Origin of the sequence: Caldovatus aquaticus, assembly GCF_019458025.1 — a bacterium.
Lineage (GTDB): Bacteria > Pseudomonadota > Alphaproteobacteria > Acetobacterales > Acetobacteraceae > Caldovatus > Caldovatus aquaticus.
Map to the genome: position 1 here is coordinate 15,861 of NZ_JAHZUY010000041.1, position 16,889 is coordinate 32,749.

The 16,889-nt window shown below is 76.3% G+C and carries 15 protein-coding genes; 9 read left to right on the top strand and 6 right to left on the bottom strand.

Annotation, left to right across the window (positions count from 1 at the left end; genetic code table 11):
- The first annotated feature begins 126 nt into the window (after positions 1–126).
- Positions 127–1,764 carry an ArnT family glycosyltransferase gene (locus K1J50_RS13450; protein WP_369413596.1) on the top strand — a complete coding sequence of 546 codons (1,638 nt, stop codon included), beginning with the start codon at positions 127–129 and terminating at the stop codon, positions 1,762–1,764.
- Between the two features lie 19 nt (positions 1,765–1,783).
- Here K1J50_RS13450 and K1J50_RS13455 read toward each other — a convergent pair whose 3' ends face one another.
- On the bottom strand, positions 1,784–2,329 hold the full coding sequence (locus K1J50_RS13455; RefSeq protein WP_220118229.1) for a Yip1 family protein: 546 nt from the start codon (positions 2,327–2,329) through the stop codon (positions 1,784–1,786).
- A gap of 231 nt (positions 2,330–2,560) precedes the next feature.
- On the opposite strand from K1J50_RS13455, the gene K1J50_RS13460 reads away from it, so the two are divergent.
- Together K1J50_RS13460 and K1J50_RS13465 are read left to right on the top strand one after the other, a co-directional pair.
- The gene (locus K1J50_RS13460; RefSeq protein WP_220118230.1) at positions 2,561–3,940 is read left to right on the top strand and encodes an AmpG family muropeptide MFS transporter; all 1,380 of its coding nucleotides are present in this window, start codon (positions 2,561–2,563) and stop codon (positions 3,938–3,940) included.
- Positions 3,937–4,290 carry a DMT family protein gene (locus tag K1J50_RS13465; protein ID WP_220118231.1) on the top strand — a complete coding sequence of 118 codons (354 nt, stop codon included), beginning with the start codon at positions 3,937–3,939 and terminating at the stop codon, positions 4,288–4,290. Before K1J50_RS13460 ends, K1J50_RS13465 begins: the two co-directional genes overlap by 4 nt.
- Before the next feature lie 18 nt (positions 4,291–4,308).
- Here K1J50_RS13465 and K1J50_RS13470 read toward each other — a convergent pair whose 3' ends face one another.
- Positions 4,309–5,259, bottom strand: coding sequence for a 1-phosphofructokinase family hexose kinase (locus tag K1J50_RS13470; protein WP_220118232.1), 951 nt, complete (start codon positions 5,257–5,259; stop codon positions 4,309–4,311).
- A 277-nt stretch (positions 5,260–5,536) separates the two neighbouring features.
- Here K1J50_RS13470 and K1J50_RS13475 point away from each other — a divergent pair, with 277 nt between their 5' ends.
- A complete protein-coding gene (locus K1J50_RS13475; RefSeq protein WP_220118233.1) occupies positions 5,537–6,307 on the top strand; it encodes a beta-phosphoglucomutase family hydrolase in 771 nt (256 codons plus the stop codon).
- Positions 6,308–6,313: 6 nt separating this feature from the next.
- Here the strand turns inward: K1J50_RS13475 and K1J50_RS13480 are convergent, their stop codons facing one another.
- A complete protein-coding gene (locus K1J50_RS13480) occupies positions 6,314–8,740 on the bottom strand; it encodes a glycoside hydrolase family 65 protein (RefSeq protein ID WP_220118234.1) in 2,427 nt (808 codons plus the stop codon).
- A gap of 491 nt (positions 8,741–9,231) precedes the next feature.
- On the opposite strand from K1J50_RS13480, the gene K1J50_RS13485 reads away from it, so the two are divergent.
- Both K1J50_RS13485 and K1J50_RS13490 read left to right on the top strand, forming a co-directional pair.
- A complete protein-coding gene (locus tag K1J50_RS13485; RefSeq protein WP_220118235.1) occupies positions 9,232–9,903 on the top strand; it encodes a cyclase family protein in 672 nt (223 codons plus the stop codon).
- Positions 9,900–10,865 carry an amidohydrolase family protein gene (locus tag K1J50_RS13490; protein ID WP_220118236.1) on the top strand — a complete coding sequence of 322 codons (966 nt, stop codon included), beginning with the start codon at positions 9,900–9,902 and terminating at the stop codon, positions 10,863–10,865. Before K1J50_RS13485 ends, K1J50_RS13490 begins: the two co-directional genes overlap by 4 nt.
- On the opposite strand, the gene K1J50_RS13495 is transcribed toward K1J50_RS13490, so the two are convergent.
- Positions 10,841–11,737, bottom strand: coding sequence for an NAD(P)-dependent oxidoreductase (locus tag K1J50_RS13495; protein ID WP_220118237.1), 897 nt, complete (start codon positions 11,735–11,737; stop codon positions 10,841–10,843). The genes K1J50_RS13490 and K1J50_RS13495 overlap by 25 nt on opposite strands.
- Positions 11,738–12,308: 571 nt before the next feature.
- Here K1J50_RS13495 and K1J50_RS13500 point away from each other — a divergent pair.
- Positions 12,309–12,680, top strand: a complete 372-nt coding sequence (locus K1J50_RS13500; RefSeq protein ID WP_220118238.1) for a hypothetical protein — start codon at positions 12,309–12,311, stop codon at positions 12,678–12,680.
- Between the two features lie 60 nt (positions 12,681–12,740).
- On the opposite strand, the gene lon is transcribed toward K1J50_RS13500, so the two are convergent.
- Positions 12,741–15,128: an endopeptidase La gene (gene lon / locus K1J50_RS13505; RefSeq protein ID WP_220118239.1), complete on the bottom strand. Its 2,388-nt coding sequence runs from the start codon at positions 15,126–15,128 to the stop codon at positions 12,741–12,743.
- 16 nt (positions 15,129–15,144) lie between these two features.
- Positions 15,145–15,561: an Hsp20/alpha crystallin family protein gene (locus tag K1J50_RS13510; protein ID WP_220118240.1), complete on the bottom strand. Its 417-nt coding sequence runs from the start codon at positions 15,559–15,561 to the stop codon at positions 15,145–15,147.
- 354 nt (positions 15,562–15,915) lie between these two features.
- Here K1J50_RS13510 and K1J50_RS13515 point away from each other — a divergent pair, with 354 nt between their 5' ends.
- Positions 15,916–16,419 carry an HAD family hydrolase gene (locus tag K1J50_RS13515; RefSeq protein ID WP_220118241.1) on the top strand — a complete coding sequence of 168 codons (504 nt, stop codon included), beginning with the start codon at positions 15,916–15,918 and terminating at the stop codon, positions 16,417–16,419.
- Positions 16,420–16,605: 186 nt separating this feature from the next.
- A partial coding sequence (locus tag K1J50_RS13520; protein WP_220118242.1) for a hypothetical protein occupies positions 16,606–16,889 on the top strand: 284 nt, incomplete at its 3' end.

Sequence of the window (16,889 nt, forward strand, 5' to 3'; positions counted from 1 at the left end):
CCGTGCTAGAGCCCCGGGCCCATGCCGCCGCACAGCACCGCGGCCGCCCCGCCGGCCGAGGCCGGCGTCCGGCCGCCTTCGCACCCGCTCGCGCGCGCGGCCGAGCGTCGGCCGCGGACCTGCCTCGTGCTGCTCTGCCTCGCGCTCTGGCTGCCCGGCTTCTTCACCCTCCCGCCCGGCGACCGCGACGAGAGCCGCTTCGCCCAGGCCACGCGCCAGATGGTCGAGACGGGCGACTACGTCCGCATCCGCTTCGGCGAGGTGGAGCGCAACAAGAAGCCGGCCGGCATCCACTGGGCCCAGGCCGCCTCCGTGCATGCGGCCGAGGCGCTCGGCCTCGGCACCCGCGACGACATCTGGCCCTATCGCGTCCCCTCGCTGCTCGGCGCGCTGCTTGCGGTGCTGGCGACGCACCACTTCGGGCGCGGCCTGGTCGGGCGGCGGCCGGCCTTCCTCGGCGCGGCGCTGCTCGCCTCCTGCCTCGTGCTGGTGGCGGAGGCGCACATCGCCAAGACCGATGCGGCGCTGCTCGCCGCCGTCGGGGCCGCGATGGGGCTGTTCGGCCAGGCCTATCTGCGGCCGGACGCCTTCCCCGCGCGCCGGGCGGCCGGCTTCTGGCTGGCGCTCGGCCTCGGCGTGCTGCTCAAGGGGCCGGTGGCCCCGGCGGTGCCGCTGCTCGCCGGCATCACCCTCGCCGCGGCGGACCGCGGCGCGCCCTGGCTGCGGGCGCTCCGGCCCGGCTGGGGCGTGCCGCTGCTGCTGCTCGCCGCCGCGCCCTGGTTCGTCGCCATCGGCATCGCAACCGAGGGCCGCTTCTTCGCCGAGGCGGTCGGCGGCGACATGCTCGCCAAGGTCGGCAGCGGCGAGGAGAGCCACTGGGGGCCGCCGGGCTACTACCTGCTCACCTTCGGCATCGCCGCCTTCCCGGCGGCCTGGATCGTGCTGCGGGCGCTGCCCGGCGCCTGGCGCGCGCGGACGCGCCCGGCGACGCGCTTCCTGCTCGCCTGGATCGTGCCGGTGTGGCTGCTGTTCGAGGCGGTGGCGACCAAGCTGCCGCACTACACCCTGCCGGTGTTCCCGGCGCTGATGCTGCTCGCCGCCGCCTGGGCGATGGATCCGCTGCGCGCGCCGCCGCCGCGCTGGCTGGCCCGGCTCGCGGATGCGGGCTTCGTGGCGGTCGCGTCCGGCCTCGCCGTGCTGGCGGCCGCGCTGCCCTACGCCCTGGCGCACCGCGTGGCGCCGGCGGCGCTGCTCGCCCTGCCGGCCGCGGCGCTGCTGCTCCGGGGCGCCTTCGCCGCGCGCGGCGGCGGGGCGGGCGCCGCCGCGACGGCGCAGTGGGGCCGCGCCGGACTGGCCGCGGCGGTGCTCGTCGCGCCGCTCTACGCGGTGGTGCTGGAGGGGACGGCGCCGCGGCTGGAGGCGGTCTGGATCGCGCCGCGGGTGGCGGCGGCGCTGCGCGCCCTGCCCGGCGGGGCGCCGGCGGCGGAGGATTTCGGCATCGTGGGCTTCCACGAGCCCTCGCTGGTCTTCGCCGTCGGCACGCGCACGCGGCTCCTGCGCGACGGCGCGGCGGCGGCGCGCTTCCTCGCGGAGGACGGCGCGCGGCGGCGCGTGGTCGCGGTCGCCGACCGCGACGAGGCGGCCTTCCGCGAGGCCGCCGCCGCGCTCGGCCTCGGCCTGGCGGAACTCGGCTCCCTCGCCGGCCTCAACCCGTCGCGCGGGCGCCGGCTGACCCTCACGCTCTACCGCGCGGCGGCGGGCTGAGCGCGCCCCGCCCGGCGCCTCAGAGGAAGAGCTGGACCACCAGGCCGATGAGGAGGTTGACCACGATCGCCACCACGAGGACCGCGATCGTGAACACCACCGCCTGGTTCTCCGGCACGCGCACCACCGGCGGGGCGCCGAGGTAGAAGGTGTAGAGGCTGTAGAGCGCGCCGATCAGCGCCACGATCCAGCCGATCAGGGGGATGATGACCGCCGCCCCGAACACCCAGGAGGCGGTGGCGGCGTAGGCGACGAGCTTCATCGCCGTGGGCTCGTCCGCCACGCCGCCGAATTTCGGTGCCAGCACCTCGACGATCTTGGCGACGATGTAGAGCCCGACCAGGCCGAGCACGTAGCCGACGATCGAGGAGACCAGGGCGGAGGCGACGCCGCGCCCGCCGAACAGGAGGAGCGTGGCGAGGAACCCCGCCACGGCCGGGATCGCGGCCAGCGGCGCCGCATAGCCGAGCAGCAGCGCCCTGGTGTCCGCGGCCTCCCCCGCGATCCTCGCCCATTCCCCGCGCGGGTTCCGGATCATGCCCTGCGCCCGTGCGACGATGTCCATCCTCGCCCCCTGCTCGCGTGGCCGATTCTTGCGGCCCCGATCCGATGACGCAGCCTGCGCCGCCCGCTCTCGCGAGGCAAGCGCGCCGCGCGCCGGACCGGCCGCGGCGGGTTCCGCGCGCGGCCCCGCGCTTGCCACCCACCGCCGCGGCGCCGGGCGCATCGCCCCGGCCGCGACGCCGGCCGCGATTGCCTTGGCGCTGCGCGGGCTTTCCTGCTAGCCCTGCCGCTCATGCGCGACTTCGCCGCGCCCGGCGCCGCCAGGAGCGATTCCCGCTCCGGCTCCGCATCGCCCGCCGCCGCGCCGCGGTGGCGGCCGTTCGGGGACCGGCGCTTCCTGGTCCTCCTCGCCCTCGGCTTCTCGGCCGGCGTGCCGCTGCCGCTTGTCGCCGGCGCGGTGCTGCGCCAGTGGTTCACCGAGGCGGGGCTGTCGCTGACCGAGATCGGCCTCACCGCCCTGATCGGCTGGGCCTATTCCTTCAAGTTCCTCTGGTCGCCGCTGCTCGACGAGACGCGGCCGCCGCTCGGCCTCGCGCGGCTCGGCCGGCGCCGGGGCTGGCTGGCGCTGATCCAGCCCTGCCTCGCCGCGGCGATCCTGGCCACCGGCCTCACCGACCCGGCCGCCGCGCCGCTCGCCACCGCCGCCGGCGCGGTGCTCGTCGCCTTCCTCTCCGCGAGCCAGGACATCGTGGTGGACGCCTACCGCATCGAGATCCTGGCGGAACGCGAGCAGGGCTACGGCCTCGCCTGCTACATCTGGGGCTACCGCGCGGCGCTGCTGGCGAGCGGCGCGGGGACGCTGTGGCTGGTCGGCGCGATCGGCTGGGCGGGGGCCTACGCTTACGCCGCGGCGCTGATCGGCATCGGCCTCCTCGCCGTGCTGGCGGCCGGCGAGCCCGCGGCGCCGGCCGTCCTTCCGGGCGGGGCCGGCTGGCGGGCGCGGCTGCGCGCCGCGGTGGTCGAGCCCCTCGCCGACTTCACGCGCCGTCCGGCGTGGCTCGGCATCCTGCTGTTCGTCGGGCTGTACAAGCTCGGCGAGGCGATGGCCGGGACCATGACCGTCCCCTTCTACCGCCAGCTCGGCTTCGCGCGGGAGGACGTGGCCACGGTCGGCAGCGTGTTCGGCCTGGCCGCGCTGCTCGGCGGCGCGCTGGCGGGGGGCTGGGTGGTGGCGCGGATCGGCGTCGGGCGGGCGCTGGTGCTGACCGGGCTCGGCCAGATGCTGTCGAACCTGATGTATGTCGCGCTCGCCCGAGCGGGGCACGACATGGCGATGCTCTGGGCCCAGGTCGGCGTCGAGAGCTTCACCGACGGCATGGCCGACGCCGCCTTCGTCGCCTACCTCTCCGGCCTGACGAGCCGCGCCTTCACCGCGACCCAGTATGCGCTGCTCTCCTCCCTCGCCACCATCCCGCTGCGCACCGCCGGCGCGGCCTCGGGCTGGCTGGTGGAGCGCCTCGGGCTCGGCTGGGCGGACTTCTTCCTGATCACCACCGCGGCGGCGCTGCCGGCGATGGCGATCATGCTGTGGCTGCTGGCGCGCCTGCCGCCGGCCGCCGCATCCGTGCGCAAGACCGCCGCTTCCCCCGACGAGGCGCCCCGCCCGACATGAGCCCCGCCCATCTCTGGCCGCCGCTGCTGCTGATCGGCTCGAACCTGCTGATGACCTTCGCCTGGTACGGCCATCTGCGGCGGCCGGACTGGCCGATCTGGCTCGCCGTCCTCGTCTCCTGGTCCATCGCGCTGCTCGAGTACTGCCTCGCCGTGCCGGCCAACCGCATCGGCTACCTGGCCGGCGCCTATTCCGGCCAGCAGCTCAAGATCATGCAGGAGGTGATCTCGCTCAGCGTGTTCGCCGGCTTCAGCGTCTGGTGGCTGGGCGAGCCGCTGCGCTGGAACTACCTCGCCGCCATGGCCTGCCTGGTCGCCGCGGTCGCGTTCATCGTGCTGCCGCCGCGGTAGGCCGCGCGGCACGGCGGCTCAGGCGAGGGACCGGCGCAGGGTGGCGTAGATCGCCTCCACCTCGGCGCGGCGCGCATGCGCGGTGCCGGGGCTGGCGACGGTGGCGCCGCCGGCGGCGCTGCCCCAGACGAAGGCGTCCTCCGGCGGCGCGCCGCGCGCGAGGGCGAGCGTCATCGCCGCGACGAAGCTGTCGCCGGCGCCGGAGGCGCCGCGCACCGGCACGTCCGGGGCCGGCAGGCGCCAGGTCCGCCCCTCGGCGCTGGCAAGCACCGCCCCGCGATGCCCGAGCGTGACCGCGACCAGCCGCGCCGCGCCGGAGCGGGCGAGCTCCGCGGCCGCCGCCTCGATCGCGGCGGTCTCCTGCAGCGGGCGGCCGAGCAGCGCCTCGAACTCGCCGAGGCTCGGCTTCACCAGCGCGAGCCCGCCCTCGGCAAGGGCGGCGCGCAGCGCGGCGCCCGAGGTGTCGAGCACCACCTGCCGGCCGCGCGCCCGCGCCTCGCGGGCGGCGCGGGCGTAGAAGTCCTCCGGCACGCCGCGCGGCAGGCTGCCGCTGAGCACCAGCCACGCGCCGGGCTCCTCCGCGATCGCGCGCAGGGCGGCCTGCCATTCCGCCTCCTCCAGCACGGGGCCCTCCGGGACGAAGCGGTATTCGAGCCCGCTCGAGCGGTCGTGCACCACCATGCTGATGCGGGTGCGTCCGCGGATCGGCACGCTGCGCCGCGGCACGCCGGCCGCGTCCAGCAGCTCCTCGAGGAAGCGGCCGACGACGCCGCCGGCCGTCGCCACCGCGACCGTCTCGCCGCCCAGCTCGTGCACCACGCGCGCGACGTTCACGCCCCCGCCGCCGGCGTCGTAGGTCTCGCCCGTGGTGCGGATCTTGCGCACGGGGCGCACCGCCTCCGCCTCGCAGGCGAGGTCCACCGCCGGATTGAGGGTGAGGGTGACGATGCGGGGCTCGCCGGCGCTCATGGCGGCCCGAACGCGCGGCAGGCGGGCCGGGCTCCGCGCGCGGCCCGGCGCGCGCCGGGTCGTGTGGCCGGCGCCGGAGGCCAAGCCGCGGGGCGGAGCCGCTGCATCGCTGTCCCTCGGAAACGGGGGGCTAGCGCCTGCGTAGAGGGGGCCGGCGCGGCCGGCAAGGGCGGAGCGGCGCAGGCGCGCGCCGCCGTGCGCGGCCGCCCCGGTCCTGCGGCGGGTCCGCCCGGGCGGGTCGCCGCGGCCGGCGCCGGCGCGGACGCGTGAGGAGCCCATGGCCGAGCGTTCCCCGACCCGCCTCGTCCTGTCGCGGCGCGACCGGGACGCGGCGCTGTTCGACCTCGACGGCGTGCTCACCGACACGGCGCGGCTCCATGCCGCCGCGTGGAAGACGCTGTTCGACGAGGTGCTGCGCCGCCACGCGGCGGCAACCGGCGCGCCGTTCCGCCCCTTCGACGCGATCGCCGACTATCGCGCCTTCGTGGACGGGCGCCCGCGCGAGGACGGGGTGCGCAGCTTCCTCGCCGCGCGCGGGATCGTCCTGCCGGAAGGCACCGACTCCGACCCGCCGGAGGCGCTGACGGTGGCCGCCCTGGCCCGGCGCAAGCAGGCGCTGTTCCTGGCCGCGCTGCGGCGCGAGGGCGTGGCGCCGGCGCCGGGCGCCGCGGCGCTGCTTGCCGCGCTGCGGCGCGCCGGCATCGCGGCCGCGGTGGTCTCGGCCAGCCGCAACGGCGCCGAGGTGCTTGCCGCCGCCGGGCTGGAGCGGCTGGTGGACCTCTGCCTCGACGGGCGGGACGCGGCGGCGCTCGGCCTGCCGGGCAAGCCGGCGCCGGACACCTTCCTCGAGGCGGCGCGGCGCCTCGGCGGCGCGCCGGCGCGCTGCGTGGTGTTCGAGGACGCGCCGGCCGGCGTCGAGGCGGCGCGGCGGGGCGGGTTCGGCCTGATCGTCGGCGTGGACCGGGACGGCCAGGCGGCGGCGATGCTGCGCGGCGCCGGCGCCCATGCCGTGATCCGCACGCTTGCGGAGGTGGCGGTGGCGGCCTGAGGGGCCTCACCCCTCCGGCGGCGCCGGCGGCGGCTGCTCGGGGAATTCGGGCACCGGCTCCGGCGGCAGCGGCGGCGTCGGGCGGGCGGCGACGGGAGCCGCGACGGTCAGGGTCACCGCCTCGCCGGCGTGGAAGACGGTGAGCGCATCGCCCGCCTCCAGCCGGTAGGTGGTGAGGTCGTGGCGCACCTCGACGCGCAACCGGCGGCCGCGGATGGTCAGCGGGAACCGCAGCAGCCGCCACTCGGCCGGCAGGCGCGGGCGGAAGGAGATGCGCCCCTCGCCGTCGCGCATGCCGGCGAAGCCGTAGGTCAGCGCCATCCAGGTGCCGCCGATCGAGGCGATGTGCGCGCCGTGCCGCATGTTGCCGCCGACGTCGGAGAGGTCCATCTCGGCGGCGAAGCGGAAGTACTCCATCGCCTTGGTCATGTAGCCGATCTCGGCCGCGACGATCGCCTGGATGCAGACCGAGAGCGAGCTGTCGTGGGTGGTGATCGGGTCGTAGTAGTCGAAGTTCCGCTTCTTCTCCTCCGGCGTGAACTGGCCGTTGAGCAGGAACATCGCCAGCACGGTGTCGGCCTGCTTGATCACCTGCGCGCGGTAGAGGTTGAGCGGGTGGTAGTGCAGCAGCAGCGGGTAGTGGTCCGCCGGCGTGCCGGCGAAGTCCCAGCGCTGCTTGTCGAGGAAGCTGTCGTCCTGGGGGTGGATGCGCAGCCGCTCGTCCCAGGGCAGGTACATGCGCTCCGCCGCCTCGCGCCAGTCCGCCGGCTCCTCCTCGCCGAGGGCGGTGCGGCGCGCGAGCTCGGCGAAGGCGTCGGGGTGGCGGCGGCGCATCGCCTCCACCGTGTCGGCGGCGTAGCGCAGGTTCTCGCGCGCCATCAGGTTGGTGTAGAGGTTGTTGTTCACCAGCGGGGCGTACTCGTCGGGACCGGTGACGGCGTTGATGCAGAAGCGCCCGCCGCGCCGCGGCGAGAAGAAGCCGAGGTCGCGCCAGAGCCGCGCCGTCTCGACCAGGATCTCGGCGCCGTAGCGGAGGAGGAATTCCTCGTCGCCCGCGACCTCGACGTACTTGCGCAGCGCGTAGGCGATGTCGGCGTTGATGTGGTACTGCGCCGTGCCCGCCGCGTAGTAGGCCGAGGCCTCGTCGCCGTTGATCGTGCGCCAGGGGAAGGTGGCGCCGCGGTGGCGCAGCTCGCGCGCCCGCGCCCGCGCCTTGTCGAGCGTGCGGTAGCGGAACATCAGCACGCTGCGCGCCATCGGCGGGTTGGTGTAGACCAGGAACGGCAGGACGTAGATCTCGGTGTCCCAGAAGTAGTGGCCCTCGTAGGTGCGGCCCGTCAGGCCCCGCGCCCCGATGCCGTGCCCCTCGGCGCGCTCCGAGGCCTGCAGGAGCTGGAACAGGTTCCAGCGGATCACCTGCTGGCGGCGCGGATCGGCGCCCTCGATCTCGACGTCGGCGCGTTCCCAGAAGCGGGCGACGTGCAGCCGCTGCCGCTCCCGCACGCCCTCGAAGCCGCGCTCCATGGCGCGGTCGAGGGTGCGGGCGGCGCGCGCGCGCACCTCCTCCGCCGCGGCGCTGTCGTCGTCGTAGTGGTAGGCGAGCGCCTTCCAGACGCGGATCGGCCGGCCGGGCGCGACCTCGCCGCGGAACTCGGCGCGGGCGAAGTCCTCGCGGCACTCGAGCCGGGCGGCGAGGCGGTCCGCGCCTTCCTCCACGGCGTGGTCCATGCCGCAGGCGAGCACGAGGCGCGACCCCCTGGTGGCGAAGCCGAGCACGGCGCGCAGGCCCGCCGCCTCCCGGCCGGTCGGACACAGCACCCGCCGCCCGGGGACGGGCTCGGCGAGGCGCGGATCGTCCGGGTCCGCGGGCAGCGGCGGGTGGAGCACCATCTCGGAGCAGAGGGCGATCTCCGCCGCGCCCTCCTCGGCCGCGAGCTCCCAGCGGATGGCGGCGAGGCTGCGGTCGTCGAACGAGACCAGCCGCAGCGTGCGGAGCGCCAGCCGCTGCCCCCGCGGCGCCCGCCAGGTGACGTGCCGCTCCAGCACGCCCGCACGCATGTCCAGCCGGCGCCGGAACGAGAGCAGCTCGGCGCGGTCGAGCCGGAAGGGCTCGCCCTCCACGTAGAGCCGCATCGGCGTGCCGTCGGGCAGGCTCAGCATGCTCTGCCCGCAGCGCGGGAAGCCGTAGGCGCGCTCGCCGTAGGTGAGGGGGCGCAGCTCGTAGAAGCCGTTGAGATAGACGCCGGGCTCGGCCGCCGGCGCGCCCTCGTCCAGCACGCCGCGGATGCCGAGGTGGCCGTTGGCCAGCGCGGCCATCGTCTCCGCCTGGCCGGCGAACTCCGCCGCGAGCTCCGCGGTGTACCGCCTGGCCTCGAGGGCCCAGGGGTCGATGGCGAAGACGTCGGGGGGCGGGACCAGGCGTGCGCGCAGCATGCTCCATCTCCCTCTCGGGCCGGCGGCGCTTGCGCGAGCCGGCCGAGGCCCCGTCGTTACCACCGGCGGGCGCGCGCGGCGAACCGCGACGCGCGCGATCGCCGCCGCGCGCGTGGCGGGGCGAAAACCCTCCCCGTTCCCTCCGGGCGGCCGCTGCGTGATGCGGCGAGGGTCGAAGCCGAGGCGCAGGGCCGCCCACCGCACCTCGCGCCGGCGCCCGGCCGCAGGCCTGCTTGTGCCGCGAATCGCCCCGATGGCGTGCTGCGCGCCTGCACCGCACGGGAGAGCCCGCCCGGCGATGCGCCGCCGCGCCCGACGGTGGCGTCTCCGGGGCGAGGGGGGCCAGGGGCCCATCCGCACGCGCGGGGCGCGCCTGATGCGTCCGCGCGGCTTCCCCGAGAGCGAGACGGGTGAAATGATCGCGAGGCCGACGCCGCGGTGCCCGATCGCCTCCCTCCGAGGGCGCCACGGACGGTCGGGCGAGGCAGGCCATGCGGATCGTTGACCTCTCCATGCCGATCACGCCGCACTTCCGCTGGCGCACGCGGCTCTCGGTCACGGGCGACGTCGCGGCGGGCGACCAGTTCCGCGTCTCGCGCCTCGACGCCTCCTGCCACGGCTTCACCCACGTCGACGCGCCGGCGCACTGCTTCGCCGGCGCGCCGACCATCGAGGCGACGCCGCTCGAGCGCGTGGTGGGGCCGTGCCGCGTCCTCGACCTGCGCGACGCCCGGCCGGAGCAGGCGCTGGACGCGCCGCGCCTCGCCGCCGCCGACCCGGGCGGGCCTGAGGGCGAGATCCTGCTGCTGTCCACCGCCTGGGACCGCCAGCGCGACTGGACCAGCCCGGAGTTCTGGCGCCATGCCCCGTGGCTGACCCGCGACGCCGCCGAGTGGCTGCTGGCGCGCCGCCCGGCCGCGGTCGCCTTCGACTTCCCGCAGGACCACCCGATCCGCCTGCTGCTCGACGGCGCGCAGGTGCCGTTCGAACGGCACGTCACCCACGACGTGCTGCTGCGCGCCGGGGTGACGCTGATCGAGTACCTGGTGAACACGGCGGCGCTCGCCGGGCCGCGCACCGTCCTCTGCGCCGCGCCGCTGAAGATCCCGGATGCCGACGGCGCGCCGGCGCGGGTCTTCGCCATCGAGGGCATCGCGGCGTGACGCAGGGGCCGCCCGACCCGGCGCGGTTCCTGGCAACGGGACGGGACGCCGACCTGCCGATCGTGGACGCGCACCACCACCTCTGGGACCTGGCGCGCAACCGCCACCCCTGGCTGCAGGACGAGCCGCCGCCCCCCTTCCGCTACGGCGACTGCCGCGCGCTGCGCCGCGACTACCTGGCCGCCGACTACCGCCGCGACGCCGCCAACCAGCCCGTCGTCGCCACCGTGTACATGGAGGCCGAGCACGATCCCGCCGACCCGCTGCGCGAGACGCGCTGGGTGCACGCGGTCGCGGCCGCCGAGGGCCTGCCGCACGCCATGGCCGGCGCGGCGTTCCTCGACCGCGAGGACGCCGCCGCGGTGGTCCGCGCCCAGGCCGCGATGCCGCTGGTCCGCAGCCTGCGCCACAAGCCCCGGGGCGTGACGCGGCCGGCGGAGTACGACCCGGCGCACCGCATCCCGGGCTCGCTGCGCTGCCCGCGCTGGCGCGCCGGCTATCGCCACCTCGCCGACAGCGGGCTCCACTTCGAGTTGCAGACCCCCTGGTGGCACCTGCCCGACGCGCGGGAGCTGGCGCGCGACTTCCCCGGCACGCTGATCGTGCTGAACCATCTCGGCCTGCCCGCAGACCGCAGCGAGGCCGGCCTCGCCGCCTGGCGGGAAGCGATGGCCCGCCTGTCCGAGGCGCCGAACGTCCGCGTGAAGCTCTCCGGCATCTGCGTCCCGGGCCGGCGCTGGACGCCGGCGCTGAACGGATGGGTGGTGCGCGAGGCGATCGCGCTGTTCGGCGCGGAGCGCTGCATGGTGGCGAGCAATTTCCCGGTGGACGGCCTGCTCGCGACCTTCGACGAGATCCTCGACGGGCTCAAGGCGATCACCGCCGGCCTGCCGCGCGCCGACCGGCTGCGGATCTTCCACGGCACCGCGGCGGAGACCTACCGGCTCGGATCGGGCCGGTAGAGCCGGACCACCGAGACCGCGTCCGCCATCGCGTTGCCCTGGGCCACGTAGTCGGCGAAGCGCGCGAGGGCCTGCTCCACCACCGGCAGCGTGAGCCCGAGGCCGTGCGCGAAGGCCTGCACCGCCTTCATGTCCTTGAGCAACTGCCGCGCGTAGCCGATCGGCGGGTCGAAGGCGCGCGCCTGCATCCGCGGATAGATCTTCTGCAGCAGCGCGCTGTCGGCGAAGCCGCCCGCGAGGCAGGCCGGCAGCGCCGCGGCGTCGATGCCCGCGGCCTCGGCGAGCGCCAGCGCCTCGGCCATCAGCACGAAGCCCGTGCCGACGATCGCCTGGTTGATCACCTTCGCCGTCTGCCCCGCGCCGACCGGCCCCATGTGCGTGACGTTGGCGCCGAGCTCGCGCAGCACCGGCTCGGCCGCCGCGAAGTCCTCCGGCGCGCCGCCCGCCATGATCGTCAGGGTGCCGGCGCGCGCCCCCGGCGGGCCGCCGGAGACCGGGGCATCCACGAAGCGCATGCCCGCCTCGCGCCGCAGCCGCTCCGCGAAGTCGCGCGCGGCCGCGGGCTCGATGGTCGAGAGGTCTATGTGCAGCTTGCCGGCGCAGGCGGCGGGGCCGGCGCTCGCCACGCCCTGCGGGCCGAACAGGCAGTTGGCCACCGCCTCGGCGTGCAGCACGCAGCTCAGCACGATGTCGCTCGCCGCCACGACGGCGGCGGGCGAGGGCGCGGCCACGGCGCCGCAGGGCACGACCAGCGCCAGGCGCTCGGGCTCCAGGTTCCACGCGGTCACCGGCCAGCCGCGCTCGCGCAGGCGGCGCACCATCGCCTCGCCCATCAGGCCGATGCCGAGGAAGCCGAGGCGCGGACGGGTCACGGGCGCGGCCCCTGCGGGCCGGGAATGCCCGGGGCGACGGCGCGGCCCGCCCGCGCCCGGAGCTCCCCGGCCCTCGTTCCCGCGACGGCGCGATGCCTGCGCATGGCGGCTCCCTCGGATCGTGGCGAGCGGGGCCGTGCGGCCGTGCGCGGCACAGGCGGCCCGGGATCGCCGGGCCCATCGTGCGATGCCGGAGCGACCGCGGCAACCGCTCCCTTTCGGCGCCGCGACCGGGCGGCCGCCTCCCGCGGACGCGACGGCCCGGCCCGCCGCGCGGCCCGGCGGACGTTCCGCCGGCATCCTGACGCGCGGCGCGGCGGCGGGTGGCGGCGGGGAGTCGCGGCCGGGCCGCCGCCCCCCTGCCGGATCGTCCGATCGCCGCGCCCGCCGCGCGCCGGCCGCCGGCCGCCGCCTGCGCGGGGGCGCATCGTTCCGCAGGCGGCGGGGAAGGCGCAGCGTTCCGCTCCGGCCGTGGATATTCCGGGCGCGCGGTGCGTTGGAACGGCGCGGCTTCCCGCGCCCGGCGGGCGGCCGCCGGCAACGCCGCCGCACAGGCCCGGAGTGGACCGCCATGCCGGACGACAGCAGCAGCGAAGGCGTCTCGATCGCCGTCACGCCCATGCACCGCGCGGAGGACGGCCTCTGGGAGAACGGCCCGCGGGAAGGGGCGCGGTTCTTCCTCGTGGAGTTCGTGCACGGCAACGGCGCGGACGCCGAGGTCGTCGTGGAATGCCGCGACGAGCGCACCGCCGCGCTCGCCGCGCGCGTCGCCGCGGCCACCGTCGCCGCGCTCGGGCTGGCCGCGCCGGCCGATCTGCTCGAGGTCGAGGCCTTCGACGACCAGACCGCCGAGATCCTCGCCGACAACCCCACGCCGGGGATCGCCGCCCCCTCCGGCGAATGGCGCTCGCGGGAGGAGGACCCGGACGAGACGTCGCCCTGACCGCCGCCCGGCGGCCTCGTCCCGGAGCCGTTTCCGCCCGGCCGGGTCCGCCGCGACGCCCTAGGCCGCGGCGGGCGGCGGCTCGAGCGCGGCGGCGATGGCGTCCTCGGCGCGCTCCAGCCAGACGAATTCCAGCCGCTTGCGCGCGTCCTCGGGGATCTCCTCGAGGTCCTTGCGGTTGCGCGCCGGCAGCAGCACCCGGGTGATGCCGGCGCGCACCGCCGCCGTGACCTTCTCCTTGATGCCGCCCACCGGCAGCACGAGCCCGCGCAGGCTGATCTCGCCCGTCATCGCCGTGTCGCTGCGGACCGTGCGCCCGGTGAGCAGCGAGACCAGGGCGACGAACATCGCCACCCCCGCGCTCGGCCCGTCCTTCGGCACCGCGCCGGCGGGGACGTGGATGTGGATGTCGCTCTTCTCGAACACGCCGGGGTCGATGCCGAGCGAGGCGGCGCGGTTCTTGACCAGGCTCAGCGCCGCCTGCGCGCTCTCGCGCATCACGTCGCCGAGCTGGCCGGTGAGGATCAGCTTGCCGCTGCCCGGCGTGCGCGTCGCCTCGATGAACAGGATGTCGCCGCCCACCGGCGTCCAGGCGAGGCCGGTGGCCACGCCGGGGATCGAGGTGCGCATCGCCACCTCGTTCTCGAAGCGCGGCGGGCCGAGGATGGCGGCGAGGTCGGGCTCGTCTATGCGCACGCGCTCCGCGGCGCCCTCGGCGATGCGCACCGCGGCGTGGCGCAGCGCGCGGCCGATCTCGCGCTCCAGGTTGCGCACTCCGGCCTCGCGCGTGTAGTGGCGGATGATGGCGCGCAGCGCCTCGTCGGTGATCTCCGCCTGCTCGGGCTTCAGGCCGTTCGCCTCGAGCTGGCGGCGCACCAGGTAGCGCCGCGCGATCTGCAGCTTCTCCTCCTCCGTGTAGCCGCTGAGCTCGATCACCTCCATGCGGTCGCGCAGCGGCCCAGGGATGGTGTCGAGCATGTTCGCGGTGGCGATGAACACCACGCGCGAGAGGTCGAAGGGCACGCCGAGGTAGTTGTCGCGGAAGCTGTGGTTCTGCTCCGGGTCGAGCACCTCGAGCAGCGCCGCCGCCGGGTCGCCGTGCAGGCCGTGGCCCAGCTTGTCGATCTCGTCGAGCATCAGCACGCAGTTCCGCGCGCCGGCCTTGCGGATGGCCTGGATGATGTTGCCGGGCAGGGCGCCGATGTAGGTGCGCCGGTGGCCGCGGATCTCCGCCTCGTCGTGCACGCCGCCGAGCGAGACGCGGACGAATTTCCGTCCCATCGCGCGGGCGATGGACTGGCCGAGCGAGGTCTTGCCCACCCCCGGCGGCCCGACGAAGCAGAGGATCGGCGCCTTGCCCTCCGGCGCCAGCTTGCGCACGGCGAGGTATTCGATGATGCGGCGCTTGATCTTCTCCAGGCCGAAGTGGTCCTCGTCGAGGATGCGGCGCGCCTCGGCGATGTCGATCGGCTTCTCCTCGGGCAGCCGCCAGGGCAGCTCGATCAGCCAGTCGAGGTAGGTGCGCACCATGCCGGCCTCGGGCGAGGCCTCCGGCATGCGCTCGAGCCGCTTCAGCTCCTTGCGCGCGACCTGCTCGACCTCCTCCGGCATCCCGGCCTTCCCGATCGCCTCGGCGAGCTCCTTGATCTCGGCCGCCTTCCCGTCCTCCTCGCCGAGCTGGCGCTGGATCGCGGCCATCTGCTCGCGCAGCAGCACCTCGCGCTGGCGCTGGTCGAGGCTGGCCCGGGTCTGGCGGCCGATCTCGGCGGTCAGGCGCAGCACCTCCAGGCGCCTGGCAAGCGCGCGGGAGACGCGGTCGAGCCGCGCCGCCAGGTCCAGCGTCTCGAGGATCTCCTGCTTCTCGTTCGGGGGGATGTCGAGATAGGCGGCGACGAGGTCCGCGAGCGGCCCCGGCTCGTTCAGCGCCTGCACCGTCTGGACCAGGCCCTCCGGGGCCTGCGGCAGCAGCTGCAGCGCCTCCAGCGCCTGGCTGCGCAGGTGCAGCATCCGCGCCTCGATCTCGGGCGTGCGCTCGTCGGGCTCCTCGATGCGGTGGACGCCGGCGGCGATGAAGGGCCGCTCCGCGACCCAGTCCAGCACGCGGAAGCGCTGCACGCCCTGGCACACGAGCTGGTGCGTGCCGTCCGGCGCGGTCACCCAGCGCAGGATGTTCGCCACCGTCCCGGTGCGGTGCAGGTCCTCCGCGGTCGGCTCCGCCACCTGCGGGTCGCGCTGCATCACCACGCCGACCTGCTGGCCCTCGCGGAGGGCGTGCTGGACGGCGGCGATCGAGGCCGGCCGCCCGACCACGAGCGGCATGACGGCGCCCGGGAACAGCACGGTCTCCCGCACGGGCAGGATGGGAAGCGCATCGGGCGGCAGGCCCGGCTTGTCGCCCTCGCTCGGGGCGGGACCGAGATCGGGCGCGTGGCTGCGACGGTCGTTCATGGGCGTGCTCCGCCGCTCAGATGGACTTCTCGAGCCGGACCAGCAAGCACCCGTCCGCGACCGAATGGCGCACCCTCGCGCTGTAGCGCCCGGGCGGCAGCGGGATGCGGCGCTCGAACCGGCCCTGCGGCAGTTCGAGCCGGTGGATCGCGGCGCTGCGCAGCTCGGGCGGCAGCAGGCGCATGCCTGCCACGCGCAGCGCGCCGTCCTCGATCACGGCCTCGACCGCGGCGGGATCCACGCCGGGGAGCGCGACGATGACCAGCACCTCGCGCTCCGTCTCCAGCACGTCGGCCGGAGGCTGCCAGACCGGCAGGCGCGCCCCGCCGCCCGCCCGGCGCGGCTCGAAGAAGCGGCGGTGCAGGCGCTCGGCGCGCGCGAGGGCCTCGCAGGCCTCCGCCCACATCCAGTCCTCGATGTCGTCCCTGCGCATGGCGCGCACTCCCTGCAGGCCTCACAAGACGCGATGCCACGCGGCGACCGCCGCCGCCCCTCGCGCTGCGTGCCGGACGCGAAGGGGCGGCGCGTGGCCGCCCCTTTTCCGCCAGCGCGGCTGGCCGCCGGCAGAATGCCCTGCCCGCGCGGCCGTTCCAAGCCGCCGTGCCGGGGTGGCCGGCCCGCGGCGGACGCGGCCGGGCCCGGCCGCCGCCGGTCCGCGCCCGGAACGGACGGCCGCCCCGCGGGATGCGCGCAGGCGCCGCGGCGGATATCATCGCCGCTCCCGCCGCGGCGGCCCCTCCCCGCGAGGCCGCCGCGGCCCCGAGCCTATCCGCCGGACCGCCGCCCGATGTCGCTCAAGCTCTTCCTCGATCTCGACGGCGTGCTCGCCGACTTCGATCACGGCGTGCAGGCGGTGACCGGCCGGCGGCCAGAGGAATTGCCGAGGAAGACGATGTGGGCGGCGCTCGCCCGCGCGCCGCGCTTCTTCGAGACGCTCGAGCTCATGCACGACGCCGAGGAGCTCTGGCGCTTCTGCGCGCCCCACCATCCGACCATCCTCACCGGCCTGCCGCTCGGGAGCTGGGCGCCGGAGCAGAAGCGGCGCTGGGTGGCGCGGGTGCTGGGCGCGCACGTGCCCGTGATCACCTGCCTGAGTCGCGAGAAGCCGCGCTGGTCCGGGCCGGGCCACGTGCTGGTGGACGACCGCGCCGAGGCACGCGAGGGGTGGGAGCGCAAGGGCGGCATCTTCGTGCATCACGTCTCGGCCGAGCGCACGATCGCCGCGCTGCGCGCCCTCGGCTTCGCGGACAAGCGCGCCCTCCCGGGACAGGCGGGCTCCGCCGCGGCGTGAGCGCCGGCCCGCGCCTCCCCAGGCTCTGGACTCAATCGCGCCCGGTAGGTGATGGCGGCGGCGAGGAAGTTGCGGGCGGTCTTGTCGTATCGGGTGGCGATGCCGCGGGAATCCTCGATGCGGCAGAAGGTTCGCGCGATGGCGTTGCGGGGCCTGTAGCGTTCGGCGTCGCGCGGGAAGGCAACCTTGCGCGACGAGGTGCCGGGGATGGCCGCGGCGGCGCCGGCGGTTGGCGTCGCAGCCCTTGTCGGCGACCAGTTCGCGGGGCGGGGCGACAGCCGAGACCGGCGTGGCGGCGGCGGTGACGGCGGCGCCGTTGCCGCCGGTCGGCAGGATCGCGTGCGGGCGGCCTTGCTCGTCGCAGAGCGCGTGGCCCCTGGCGGGGCGCCCACCGCGCGAGCGGCCGATCGCCTGGTGGCAGGCATCGCCTTCCCCCCTTTCGCGCCGGCCGCCGAGCGGTGCGCCTTCAC